The organism is Bradyrhizobium sp. TM239 (genome assembly GCF_036247985.1).
Taxonomy (GTDB): Bacteria; Pseudomonadota; Alphaproteobacteria; order Rhizobiales; family Xanthobacteraceae; genus Bradyrhizobium; species Bradyrhizobium ottawaense.
Map to the genome: position 1 here is coordinate 22841 of NZ_BTIR01000004.1, position 12160 is coordinate 35000.

Sequence of the window (12160 nt, forward strand, 5' to 3'; positions counted from 1 at the left end):
CAAATCGCGCGTTCGCCAAGCTGCTTCTTACCGCAGTGCACCGCGCATGCCCAATATCGCGCCACGATGCTTGACCCTGTGACGATCCGCGGGCCATGTTCCGGCCCGTGCACGCACCAAATCATTCAGAACAAACGCCTGTAACATTCAGCCCTGATTCCCGTCGGGCCTGGATACGGCTTGTGCTTGCGCTGCTGATCGGTTCGATCGGCGGCGTCGGCATGTGGGCGATCGTGGTGATGCTTCCGGCGGTGCAGACCGAATTCTCCGCCACGCGCGGCGCGGTGTCGCTGGCCTTCACCCTCATGATGTTCGGCTTCGGGCTCGGCGGCGTGATCGCCGGCAAGATCACCGACCGGTTCGGCATCGTGCCCGCAATGGCGATCAGCATCGCCTTCCTCGGCGTTGCCAATGTGCTCGCGGGGCTGTCGACCGAACTCTGGCAGTTCGTGGCGGCCTATTTCCTGATCGGTCTCGGAACGTCCGCGACGTTCGCGCCGCTGATGGCGGAGGCTTCGCACTGGTTCGAGCGCTATCGCGGCCTCGCCGTGACCATCGTCGCGAGCGGCAATTATTTCGCCGGAACGATGTGGCCCCCGATTGTGAACTGGGGCATGCAGGAGGTCGGCTGGCGCCACACCCATATCGGCATCGGCATCGTCTGTGTGAGCCTGATGACGATCCTCGTGCTTGTCCTTCGCGCGCAGATAGGTCACGACAAGGTCCACGACCACGCCAATGCGCCGCCGCCGCGCGTCGATCTCAAGCTGTCGACCAACACGCTGACGGTGCTGCTCTCGATCGCCAGCATCTCCTGCTGTGTCGCCATGGCAATGCCGCAGGTGCATATCGTCGCCTATTGCGGCGATCTCGGCTACGGCGTGGCGCGCGGCGCCGAGATGCTGTCGCTGATGATGGCCTGCGGCATCGTCAGCCGGATCGGCTCGGGCTTCCTCGCCGACAAGATCGGCGGCATCCGCACGCTGCTGGTGGGATCGCTGGCGCAGGGCTTCGCGCTGGTGTTCTATCTGTTCTTCGACAGCCTCGCCTCGCTCTATCTCATCTCCGCGATGTTCGGCCTGTTCCAGGGCGGCATCGTGCCGAGCTACGCCATCATCGTGCGCGAGGCGATGCCGGCGAGCGAAGCCGCAACGCGCGTTGGCATCGTGATCTTCGCCTCGGTGTTCGGCATGTCCTTCGGCGGCTGGGTGTCGGGCATCATCTTCGATGCGACCGGTTCCTACGCCGCGGCGTTCGCGAACGGTGTGGCGTGGAACGCGCTCAATATCGGCATCGTCCTGACGCTGTTGATCCGCTCGCGGATGAAGTCGGTCAGGACCGGACCAGGCTTTGCAACCTAAGCCGCCTGTCCCGCCTTCAGCAGCGAGCAGCCGGTGATCTTGTAGCTGCCGTCCGCCTGCTGCTCCAGCGTGTAGAGGGCTTCCCACGCTTCGCCATTGGCGTCGATGATGTGGACGCGCTGTGCGATCCAGCCGCCTTCGCTCTTGCTGTCTCCGAACTCGAAACTCTTGTGCCGGTAGACCGGCGCGTAACCGCTTTGCACCATCGACATGAAGGCGCCAGGTGCGGGGAAGATCTCCTTGATCGCCGGGGCGGCGTGGGAATAGGCCGCGGCCGCATCGTCGCGCGCAAAAGCCTGCTCCTGGGCGCGGATGACGCCCTGCGCCGTCGCGACATCGTCGGCGCGTGCCGAGATAGGGTTGAAGGCAATAATGAGAGCGACCAGCAAGGCGGCAATGCGCATGACAGGCTCCGCGTTGAAATCCCGGCAATGCTGATCCTAGCATGACCTCAGGGAAATACGGGCGCGCTATCGCTTCCGTTTCACCGCCGGCTTCGCTGGCTTGGCCACGCGCGCCCTGGTCTTGGCAGCGGATTGCACCCGCAGCCCGTCGACGAACACGTCGAGCAGGCGCAGCACCGAGGATTGCCAGCCCCGCTGATCGTGCATGTAGCACATCCCGAAAAACGCCCGCAGCAGGTCCTCCGGGCTGATATCGGCGCGCATCTGGCCGGCCGCGACCGCACGCGCGAGCAGCGAGCCGATCGCCTTGGTCAGGCGGTCCATCGAGAAAGCGGCAAGTTCCGATGAGCTCTGGTACGCCAGCGCAAGCGCGGCCAGCATGCCTTTCTTCGTGGCGACGAATTCGACGGCGGATTGCAGCCAGCGCCGCAGCGCCTCGACCGGATCCTTGGCGCTCTTCAACTGTTCGGCGAGCTCGCTGAGCTGCTCGACCTCGCGCCGGTACACCGCCTCGAACAGATCCTCGCGTGTCGGGAAATGCCGATAGAGTGTGCCGATGCCGACGCCGGCGCGCTTGGCCACGGCCTCGAGGCTCGCCTCCGGGCCGCCGGCGTTGAATACGATCTTCGCAGCCTCGAGCACCCGCTCGCGGTTGCGCACGGCGTCGGCACGGGGCTTTCGAATTGGGTCGGTGTGGTCGTCCATAGCGCGCAATCTAGATCACGAATTGGTTAGATTGAACCCTCGTCGGACCCTTGGCTAGCCGCATCGCGTTGGTGGCGCATGGGCTTTTGACCAATTCCAATATTTTTCCACCGGCCCTTGTTAACCGGAGGGAGCCTCCGTATCTTCGCCTGGATGTTGGCCGGCTTCTGCCCGGTCAATCTGGATCGACGGCGGCCACGGCGGTGGCGCGCCGGCCGATGAGCCATGTCCATTTCTGATCGGGGCCTTGTATGAACCACTCCATCAGCCTCACCGTGAACGGTGCGCGGCGCGACTTCGTCCTCGACGATCCGCGCGTCACGCTGCTCGATCTCTTGCGTGAGCGCCTCCATCTCACCGGAACCAAGAAGGGATGCGACCGCGGCCAGTGCGGCGCCTGCACCATTCTGGTCGACGGCAAGCGCATCAACTCCTGCCTCGCACTCGCGATCAGTCACGACGGCGCCGACATCCTCACCATCGAGGGCGTTGTGCGCGGCGACCAGCTGCATCCGGTGCAGGCCGCCTTCATCGCCCATGACGGCTTCCAGTGCGGCTTCTGCACGCCCGGCCAGATCATGAGCGCGATCGGCATGATGCAGGAAGCGCAGGCCGGCAACGATCCCGAACGCATCCGCGAATGCATGAGCGGCAATCTCTGCCGCTGCGGCGCCTATGCCGGCATCGTCGACGCCGTGCTCGATGCGCAAGGACAGATGGACGAATCCAACCAGAGGCGCTCGGCATGAAACCGTTCGATTATGTCAGGCCCGCCACCGTCACCGAGGCGGTTGCCGCCGCTGCCCAGCCGGGCGCCGTCTATCTCGCCGCCGGCACCAATCTGCTCGATCTGATGAAGGGCGGCGTCAGCCGTCCGGATCGCCTGGTCGACGTCACGCATCTCGATGGGCTCGACGGCATCGAGCGCCTCGCCGACGGCGGCTTGCGCATCGGTGCGCTCGTCAGCAACGCCGATCTCGCGCACGATGCGGACTTCGCAAAGGCTTATCCCGCCGTCGCGGAGGCCCTTCTCTCCGGGGCATCCGCGCAGTTGCGCAATGCCGCGACGGTCGGCGGCAATCTGCTGCAACGGACGCGCTGCGCGTATTTTTACGACACTGCCAGCCGCTGCAACAAGCGCGAGGCCGGCAGCGGCTGCGACGCCCGCGGCGGCGAGAACCGCACCCACGCGGTGCTCGGCTGGAGCGAGAATTGCATCGCCACGCATCCCTCCGACTTCTGCGTGCCGCTGGTCGCGCTCGGTGCCGTCGTCGAGATCGAGGGACGGGATGGCCGGCGCGAGATCGCGCTCGACGAGCTGCATCGCCTGCCCGGCGATACGCCCGAGCGCGAGTCCGCGCTCGAGCCCGGCGACCTCATCGTTGCGGTGCGCCTGCCGCCGGCGGCGCGCGAATTTGCCTCGCATGCGCGCTACCTCAAGGTTCGCGAGCGCACCTCCTACGCCTTCGCGGTGGTCTCGGCCGCGGCTGCGTTGCGGATCGAGAACGGCAGGATCGCCGAAGCGCGGCTTGCGCTCGGCGGCGTCGCCGCAAAGCCCTGGCGTGCCCGCGCTGCGGAGGACGTTCTCAAGAGCGTCGCGCCCACGGCCGACGCCTTCCAGGAAGCCGCCTGGCGTGCGCTCACCGACGCAAAACCGTCCGGCGACAACGCCTTCAAGATCGAGCTCGCGCGCCGCATCGTCGTGCGCGCGCTGACCCTCGCTGCCGCCGGGACGCCCGCGCGCCTGCCCGCCCTGCCGGCCTCTCCCTTTGCCTCGACGTCCGGAGCCATCCATGCCTGAGCTCAATCTCACCAGCGCGCCTGCCCATCTCAGACACGGCTCGAGCATCGGCCAGCCGCTGACCCGCCGTGACGGCGTCCTCAAGGTCACGGGGCAGGCGACCTATGCCGCCGACAATCATCCGCCCGGCATGCTGTTTGCGGTGATGGCCGTCGCCGGCATTTCGCGCGGCCGTGTGGTCTCGCTCGATGTCGCCGCCGCAAAACGCCATCCCGGCGTCGTCGATGTCATGACACCCGACCACAAGCCGCAGCTTGCGATCGACCCGGAGATCAAGACCAATCCGTTCGTGTTCCGGATGGAGGTGCTGCAGAGTAATGAGATCCGTTACGCCAATCAGCCGATCGCGGTCGTGATCGCCGAGACGCTTGAAGCTGCGACCGAAGGCGCCGTGTTGCTGGCGCCGCGCTACGAGACACTGCCAGCGCTGATCGGCCTCGATGCCGGCGAGAGCTTCGTGCCGCCGGTCGTCGGCGTCGGCAATCCCACGGAAAATCACCGCGGCGATGTCGAGGCGGGCCTTGCCTCGGCTGCGAAGCAGATCGACGCGACTTATGAGACGCCGCCGCAATATCACAACGCCATGGAGCCGCATGCGATCGTTGCGTCCTGGGACGGCGACAATCTGCAAGTCGACATGCCGACCCAGGGCCTGATGCTGTCGCTCGGACGCATCGCCGAGCTGTTCGGCATTGCGCCGGACAAGATCCACATCCGCAGCCCGTTCCTCGGCGGCGGCTTCGGCTCCAAGGGGCTGATGTCCGGTCCGCCGACCCTCGGCATCATGGCGGCCAGGCTGGTCGGCAAGCCGGTCAAGCTGGTGCTCCGCCGTGAGCAGATGTATGGCCCGGTCGGCCATCGCGCGCCGACGCGCCAGCGCCTGCGCATCGGCGCCGACGGCGAGGGACGTCTGACCGCGCTCGATCACCAGGCGCGGACCGTGTCGAGCACGTTCGACGATTTCTACGAGCCGGCGGCCGATGCCTCGCACACGCTCTATGCGGCACCTGCGATCCGCACCTCGCATGACGCCGTGCGCGTCAACACCGGCACGCCGCTGTTCATGCGGGCGCCGGGCGAGGCGACGGGATCAATCGCGCTGGAGAGCGCGATCGACGAGATGGCCTGGGCCTGCGGCATCGATCCGCTCGCCTTCCGCCTGAAGAACTATGCCGAGGTCGAGCCGATCACCGGCAAGCCGTTCTCGTCAAAGGCGCTGCGGGCCTGCTACGACCAGGGCGCGGCGCGCTTCGGCTGGGCGAAGCGTCCGCTGCAGCCGCGGCAGATGCGCGATGATGCCGGCCTGCTGGTCGGCTGGGGCATGGGCACCGCGACCTTCCCGGCGCTGATGTTCCAGGCCGAAGCGCGCGCGGCGATCCGACGCGATGGCTCAGGCGCCATGGAGATTGGCGCGCACGACATGGGGCAGGGCGCCTGGACGGCACTGGCCCAGATCGCGGCCGACGCCGTCGGCCTCGATATCGACCGCGTCGCGTTCAAGGCGGGGACATCGGACCTGCCCGATGCCGGTATTGCCGGCGGCTCCGCGCACACCGCGACCGCGGGTGCGGCGATCCACAGCGCCGGCGCGGCCGTGATCGCAAAGCTCGCCGATCTCGCCACCAATGACGAGCGCTCGCCGCTGTTCGGCGCCGGCAATGCCGGCGTGATCGCGCGCGCCGGCAGATTGATCCGGCGCGACGACGAGAGCCGCGGCGAGAGCTACACGGAGATCCTCGCGCGCGCCGGCGTTGCCGAGGTTGAGGCGCGCGGTACCGGCGCGCCGAACCCTGCGGCGATGGAGGAATATGCCATGCATGCCCATGGCGCGGTGTTCGCGGAGGTGAAGGTCGATCCCGAGCTCGGCCAGGTCCGCGTCAGCCGCATGGTCGGCGCCTTCGCGGCCGGGCGCATCGTCAACCCGCGCATGGTGCAAAGCCAGCTGTTCGGCGGCATGATCTGGGGCATGTCCTTTGCGCTGCACGAGGAGGCCGTCACCGACCGGCGCAGCGGCCGAATCATGAACGCTGATCTCGGCGAGTACCATGTCCCCGTGAATGCCGACGTGCCGCCGCTCGATGTGATCACGGTCGAGGAGCACGACCCGCACGTCAATGCGCTCGGCATCAAGGGCGTCGGGGAGATCGGCATCACCGGCAGTGCCGGCGCGGTCGCGAACGCCGTCTGGCATGCGACCGGCGTGCGCGTGCGCAAATTCCCGATCCGGATTGAGGAGTTGCTGACGCAGCGTTGAGGCGGCAGGCGGGGCGAGGCCTGCTCGCTCCGCAGCGGCGATCAGTTCATCATCCTGCGGAGAGCCTTGATCTGCTCTCTTTGCGCTTCGATGTGTTTTGCGATGGCCTTGCGCAGCTCGCGCGAGTGGAGCTTATCCGTGTCGCGCAGGACTTCGTCGAGCGCAGCTTCCGCATTGACAAGAGTGATCTTCATGCGCGGGCCTCTGTTACGAAGCGGCCCCGGAGTACCTAGGAGTCCGGGGCCATAACCTCAGCACCTCTAAGCCAGGCTGCTCGGCTACGGTTCGTAATATATAGCGGTCTGGCGCGTGGAAATTGAGATAGCTCAAGCACCGTAAGATACCGGTGTTCCCTGCTATTTGCGGATCGGCTGGCCGCGCCTCAGAACGTCGGCGGCGTGCAGGCCGAGATCACCTCGCACGGCTTGCCGCCGACGCAGCGGAACCGATGCGGGCGGCGGCTCTCGAAATAATAGGCATCGCCCGGGTTGAGGATGCGGCGTTCGTCCTCGACGGTGACCTCGAGCTTGCCCGAGATCACGATGCCGCCTTCCTCGCCGTCATGGACGAGGTGGACGCGCCCGGTGTCGCTGCCGGGCTCGTAGCGCTCTTTCAAGATCTGCAGGCTGCGGCCGAACAGATTGTCGCCGACCTGCCGGTACGAGATCGGCTTCTTGCCGACCTCGGTCAGCTCCTCCGCGCGGTAGAAGATCTTGCGTCGTGACTCAGGCTCCAGCGCGAAGAACTCGGCGAGCCCCATCGGGATGCCGTCGAGGATGCGCTTGAGGGCACCGACCGACGGGTTCATCTGGTTGGATTCGATCAGCGAGATCGTCGAATTGGTGACCCCGGCACGCTTGGCCAGCTCGCGCTGCGACAGCTTGTGGCGCGCCCGGATGAATCGCAGCCGTCCACCGATGTCGACGCTCATGGCCCAGGTCCTGTTGCAGGTGTTGCGTATCGCGCAAATATGGACCAGCGGCCCCAGTGAAATCAATGGCTTGCAGGTCACCAGAAAAGGACTTGTTGCGCATTCCAAGCCGTGGCTCTGCTAGAGGGTCAGCAAAGGAGCGCGGCCGTGACCCTTCATCAGATTCCGAACACTATCAAGACCGACTCGTTCTGGATGCCGTTCACGGCCAACCGGCAGTTCAAGAAGGCGCCGCGCCTGTTCTCCTCGGCCGAGGGCATGCACTACACCACCGTCGACGGCCGCAAGGTGATCGACGGCTCCGCCGGCCTTTGGTGCGTCAATGCCGGCCACGGCCGCAAGCAGATCGCCGCCGCAGTCGAGCGCCAGCTGATGACTTTGGACTTCGCGCCGTCGTTCCAGATGGGCCATCCGCTGGCCTTCGACTTCGCCGAGCGTCTCGCCGAGATCGCGCCGAAGGGCCTCGACCGCATCTTCTTCACCAATTCCGGCTCCGAGTCGGTCGACACCGCGCTGAAGATCGCGCTCGCCTATCACCGCGCCAACGGCCAGGCGAGCCGCACCCGCCTGATCGGCCGTGAGCGCGGCTATCACGGCGTCGGCTTCGGCGGCACCTCGGTCGGCGGCATGGTCGCCAACCGCCGCGCCTTCGCGACGCTGCTGCCGGGCGTCGACCATATCCGCCACACCCATGATCTCACCCGCAACGCCTTCGCCAAGGACCAGCCCGAGCACGGTGCCGAGCTCGCTGACGATCTCGAGCGTCTGGTGGCCTTGCACGGTGCCGAAACCATCGCCGCCGTCATCGTCGAGCCGGTGCCGGGTTCGACCGCGGTGCTGCCGCCGCCGAAGGGCTACCTGCAGCGCCTGCGCGAGATCTGCGACAAGCACGGCATCCTCCTGATCTTCGACGAGGTCATCACCGGCTTCGGCCGCCTCGGCACGCCGTTCGCCGCCAACTTCTTCGGCGTCACGCCTGATATGATGACGACCGCCAAGGGCATCACCAACGGCACCATTCCCTGCGGCGCGGTGTTCGCGCATCGCAAGGTGCATGACGCCATGATGATCGGCCCGGAAAACGTCATGGAGCTGTTCCACGGCTACACCTATTCGGCGCACCCGACCGCCTGCGCAGCCGGTATCGCGACGCTCGACATCTACAAGGACGAGGGCCTGCTGACGCGCGGTGCCTCGATCGCCGAATATTGGCGCGATGCGCTGCATTCGCTGAAAGGCCTGCCCAACGTCATCGACATCCGCAATTGCGGGCTGATGGGCGCCGTCGAGCTGTCGCCGCGTGACGGTGCGGTCGGTGCGCGTGGCTACGATGTGATGGTCGATTGCTTCAATCGCGGGCTGTACTTCCGCATGAGCGGCGACTCCTTTGCGCTGTCGCCCCCGCTCATCGTCGAGAAGAGCCACATCGACGATATCGTCGCGATCCTTGGTGACGCCATCAAGCGGGTGGCCTGATAATTGCTCTCGCCGTTGCGAGTTTGTTTCCTTGCAGCGGCGAGCGTGATGCCGCGGGAGTTTGACCAAGCGTGAAAGTTCTGATCCTCGGCAGCGGTGTCATCGGCGTCACCTCTGCCTACTACCTCGCCCGTGCCGGCCACGAGGTGACGGTCATCGACCGCCAGCCCGAGCCGGCGCTTGAGACCTCCTTCGCCAATGCCGGCGAAGTCTCGCCAGGCTATTCCTCGCCGTGGGCCGGTCCCGGCGTGCCGGTGAAGGCGGTCAAGTGGCTGCTGATGAAGCACGGCCCGCTTGTGGTCCGGCCGAAGCTCGATCCCGTGATGTGGGTCTGGCTGCTCAAGATGCTGCGCAACTGCACCAGCGCGCGTTACGCGGTCAACAAGAGCCGGATGATTCCGATCGCGGAATACAGCCGCGATTCCCTGCGCGATCTGCGCCGCGACATCGGCATCCAGTATGACGAGCGCTCGCAGGGCACGCTGCAGCTGTTCCGCTACCAGGCCCAGCTCGACGGCACGGCCGAGGACATCGCCGTGCTCAAGCAATATGGCGTGCCGTTCGAGGTGCTCAGCCGAGAGGGTTGCATAGCGGTCGAGCCGGCGCTCGCCGGCGTGAAGGAAAAGTTCGTCGGCGGGCTTCGCCTGCCGCAGGACGAGACCGGCGACTGCCACATGTTCACGCAGGCACTGGCCAGGCATGCCGAAGCGCTCGGCGTGCGCTTCCTGTTCAACACCGGCATCGACCGCATCGTCACCGACGGCGCGCGGGTCAGCGGCGTCGTGACCAGTGCCGGCATGTTGCAGGCCGACGCTTACGTCCTCGCGCTCGGAAGCTGGTCGTCGCGGCTCGCCGCGCCGCTCGGCATCTCGCTGCCGGTCTATCCGGTGAAGGGTTATTCGATCACGGTGCCGATCAAGGACGCCTCGGGCGCGCCGGAATCGACCGTGATGGACGAGAGCTACAAGGTCGCGATCACGCGGCTCGGCAATCGCATCCGCGTCGGCGGCACCGCCGAAATCTCCGGCTATTCGGACAAGCTCTACGACGCACGCCGTGCCACGCTGGATCATTCGCTGACCGATCTGTTCCCGCGCGGCGGCGATCTCGCCAAGGCGACGTTCTGGAGCGGCCTGCGTCCGATGACGCCGGACGGCCCGCCCGTGATCGGCCCGACGCAATACGCCAACCTCCACCTCAACACCGGCCACGGCACGCTCGGCTGGACCATGTCCTGCGGCTCCGGGCGCGTACTCGCGGATATGCTGTCGGGCAAGAAGCCGGACATCGACGTGAGTGCGCTGACGGTGGACCGGTACAATCATCGGTTCGGGTAAGACCCTAACCGTCCGTCATTGCGAGCGTAGTGAAGCAATCCAGAATCTTTCCGCGGAGACAATCTGGATTGCTTCGTCGCAAAGGCTCCTCGCAATGACGGCGCGGAGGTAGCGCGCCCCCACTCCATCACCGTCACCCTGAGGCGTGAGCTGCGCGGCGCAACGCGCCGTGCGGCGAGCCTCGAAGGGCGACGGCCCGGCTGTGGCCGTGCAGAGGCATCGCGGCCGTGCATCCTTCGAGGCTCGCTCCGCTCGCACCTCTGGATGACGGGATTGAGATCGTGCTGGCGCAGGCGGGGGAGGAGGCTTACCCCGCCCCCGTCACGCGGTTCACCCACAGCACCACCGCCTTCGCATCCTGTGCCGGGTTCGAAAACCGGTGCGGCCTTCGGCTGGCAAAGCGAAAGCTGTCGCCGGTCTTCAGCGACCATGTCTCGCTGTCCACCGTCAGCATCATCTCGCCTTCGAGCACGAGGCCGGCCTCTTCGCCGTCATGGGTGTAGAGCTCGTCGCCGGTGGAGCCGCCGGGCTCCAGATGCACCAGGAACAGATTGAGCTTGTTGTCGGCGCTGGCCGGGCTCAGCAGTTGCTTCGACACGCCGGTGCGCCAGAGCTTCAGCTCCGGCCGCTGCAGGGCGCGCGTCACCACCTGATCGGAGGTGCCGTCGGCGCTTGGGCTTGCGCCGAACAGTGCGGCGATGCCGACGCCGAGCACGTCGGCGAGCGTGGCCAGCACGCGCAGCGATGGTGACGACAGGCCGCGCTCGATCTGGCTGAGGAAGCCGATCGACAGCTCGGTGCGCGCTGCGACCGTTTCCAGCGAGAACTGCCTGACGCGCCGGAGATCCCGGATGCGGCGGCCGACCGCCACATCCATTGCGGGCTCCGCCGGCTTGGTGACGGGCTTTGCCTTCGCCCGCTTCGCCGGCTTGGTTGCCGCCGGTTTGCGCATTCGTTTGCCACCGCTCACGTCAAACCGCTTCCTTCATGTGCATGAAAACCACTTGCATGATCCGTGAAAGTGTGACCAAATTTTCATATTGGTGAAAATAGGCCGAAACGGCTCGGCTCGCAACACCCGCGAGCGCCGCCATCGGCCAGACCCAAAGGAGGATGCGATGAAGCGTTTTGGTCTGGCCGCGGTCGCGGCGCTCGCACTGGCAGCCGTAACGCCCGCTTCGGCGCAGCAGGTGCTGAAGGTCGGCTCGACCCCGACAGGCATTCCCTTCACCTTCCTCGACACCAAGACCAACACCATCCAGGGCATCATGGTCGATCTCGTCACTGAAGTGGGCAAGGATGCCGGCTTCAACGTGCAGATCGAGCCGATGCAGTTCTCGGCGCTGATCCCGTCGCTGACCTCGAGCAAGATCGACATCATTGCCGCCGCGATGTTCATCACCGCGCCGCGCAAGGAAGTCGTCGACTTCTCCGATCCGATCTACACCTACGGCGAAGGCCTCGTGGTGCCGAAGAGCGACACCAAGGCCTATGCCACGCAGGACGATCTGAAGGGCGAGACGGTCGGCGCCCAGGTCGGCACCGCCTTCGTCGACGCGCTGAAGAAGTCCGGCCTGTTCGCGGACGTGAAAGCCTATGACACCATTCCGGACATCCTGCGCGACGTGAATACCGGCCGCCTCAAGGCCGGCTACGCCGATTATCCGATCCTCGCTTACAACCTGAAGCAGGGCGGCTTCCCCGAGGTGCGCCTGGTCGACGGCTACAAGCCCGTCACCGTCGGCTCGGTCGGCATCGGCGTGCGCAAGGGCGAGGCCGCGCTGCTCGGCAAGATCAACGCGTCGCTGGCGAAGCTCAAGGCCAACGGCACCATCGACAAGATCCTCGATAAATGGGGCCTCAAGGCTCAGGGCTGATCGGTAGAGACTAG

12 protein-coding genes are annotated in these 12160 nt (G+C 66.1%); 7 read left to right on the forward strand and 5 right to left on the reverse strand.

The annotated features are described in order from the left end of the window. The first annotated feature begins 95 nt into the window (after positions 1-95). The gene (locus tag AABA84_RS07735) at positions 96-1361 is read left to right on the forward strand and encodes an MFS transporter (RefSeq protein WP_212251027.1); all 1266 of its coding nucleotides are present in this window, start codon (positions 96-98) and stop codon (positions 1359-1361) included. On the opposite strand, the gene AABA84_RS07740 is transcribed toward AABA84_RS07735, so the two are convergent. Both AABA84_RS07740 and AABA84_RS07745 read right to left on the reverse strand, forming a co-directional pair. Continuing rightward, positions 1358-1765 carry a DUF4864 domain-containing protein gene (locus AABA84_RS07740; RefSeq protein WP_212251029.1) on the reverse strand — a complete coding sequence of 136 codons (408 nt, stop codon included), beginning with the start codon at positions 1763-1765 and terminating at the stop codon, positions 1358-1360. The genes AABA84_RS07735 and AABA84_RS07740 overlap by 4 nt on opposite strands. A gap of 66 nt (positions 1766-1831) precedes the next feature. Further along, positions 1832-2470, reverse strand: a complete 639-nt coding sequence (locus AABA84_RS07745) for a TetR/AcrR family transcriptional regulator (protein WP_212251031.1) — start codon at positions 2468-2470, stop codon at positions 1832-1834. Positions 2471-2721: 251 nt separating this feature from the next. Here AABA84_RS07745 and AABA84_RS07750 point away from each other — a divergent pair, with 251 nt between their 5' ends. Genes AABA84_RS07750 through AABA84_RS07760 form a run of 3 tightly spaced genes read left to right on the forward strand, consistent with a single transcriptional unit; the run spans position 2722 to position 6525 of the window. Further along, positions 2722-3219, forward strand: coding sequence for a (2Fe-2S)-binding protein (locus AABA84_RS07750; RefSeq protein ID WP_212251033.1), 498 nt, complete (start codon positions 2722-2724; stop codon positions 3217-3219). Continuing rightward, positions 3216-4271, forward strand: a complete 1056-nt coding sequence (locus AABA84_RS07755; RefSeq protein ID WP_338308369.1) for an FAD binding domain-containing protein — start codon at positions 3216-3218, stop codon at positions 4269-4271. The genes AABA84_RS07750 and AABA84_RS07755 overlap by 4 nt, the downstream gene beginning before the upstream one ends. Then, complete coding sequence (locus AABA84_RS07760) at positions 4264-6525, forward strand: xanthine dehydrogenase family protein molybdopterin-binding subunit (protein ID WP_338311767.1); 2262 nt, start codon at positions 4264-4266, stop codon at positions 6523-6525. Before AABA84_RS07755 ends, AABA84_RS07760 begins: the two co-directional genes overlap by 8 nt. 41 nt (positions 6526-6566) lie before the next feature. Here the strand turns inward: AABA84_RS07760 and AABA84_RS07765 are convergent, their stop codons facing one another. Together AABA84_RS07765 and AABA84_RS07770 are read right to left on the reverse strand one after the other, a co-directional pair. Beyond that, entirely contained in the window at positions 6567-6719 is a 153-nt protein-coding gene (locus AABA84_RS07765; RefSeq protein WP_167456551.1) for a hypothetical protein, read from the reverse strand. Positions 6720-6907: 188 nt separating this feature from the next. Then, positions 6908-7456 carry a cupin domain-containing protein gene (locus AABA84_RS07770; protein ID WP_018646206.1) on the reverse strand — a complete coding sequence of 183 codons (549 nt, stop codon included), beginning with the start codon at positions 7454-7456 and terminating at the stop codon, positions 6908-6910. A 147-nt stretch (positions 7457-7603) separates the two neighbouring features. Between AABA84_RS07770 and AABA84_RS07775 the strand changes: the two genes are divergently transcribed. Further along, positions 7604-8932 (forward strand): aspartate aminotransferase family protein, encoded by a 1329-nt coding sequence (locus tag AABA84_RS07775; protein WP_212251037.1) that lies wholly within the window; start codon positions 7604-7606, stop codon positions 8930-8932. Positions 8933-9003: 71 nt separating this feature from the next. Next, positions 9004-10269 carry a D-amino acid dehydrogenase gene (locus tag AABA84_RS07780; RefSeq protein ID WP_338311768.1) on the forward strand — a complete coding sequence of 422 codons (1266 nt, stop codon included), beginning with the start codon at positions 9004-9006 and terminating at the stop codon, positions 10267-10269. Between the two features lie 307 nt (positions 10270-10576). Here AABA84_RS07780 and AABA84_RS07785 read toward each other — a convergent pair whose 3' ends face one another. Next, on the reverse strand, positions 10577-11221 hold the full coding sequence (locus tag AABA84_RS07785) for a helix-turn-helix domain-containing protein (protein ID WP_338311769.1): 645 nt from the start codon (positions 11219-11221) through the stop codon (positions 10577-10579). 166 nt (positions 11222-11387) lie between these two features. Between AABA84_RS07785 and AABA84_RS07790 the strand changes: the two genes are divergently transcribed. Next, positions 11388-12146 (forward strand): ABC transporter substrate-binding protein, encoded by a 759-nt coding sequence (locus AABA84_RS07790; protein WP_212251040.1) that lies wholly within the window; start codon positions 11388-11390, stop codon positions 12144-12146. Positions 12147-12160: the final 14 nt, after the last annotated feature.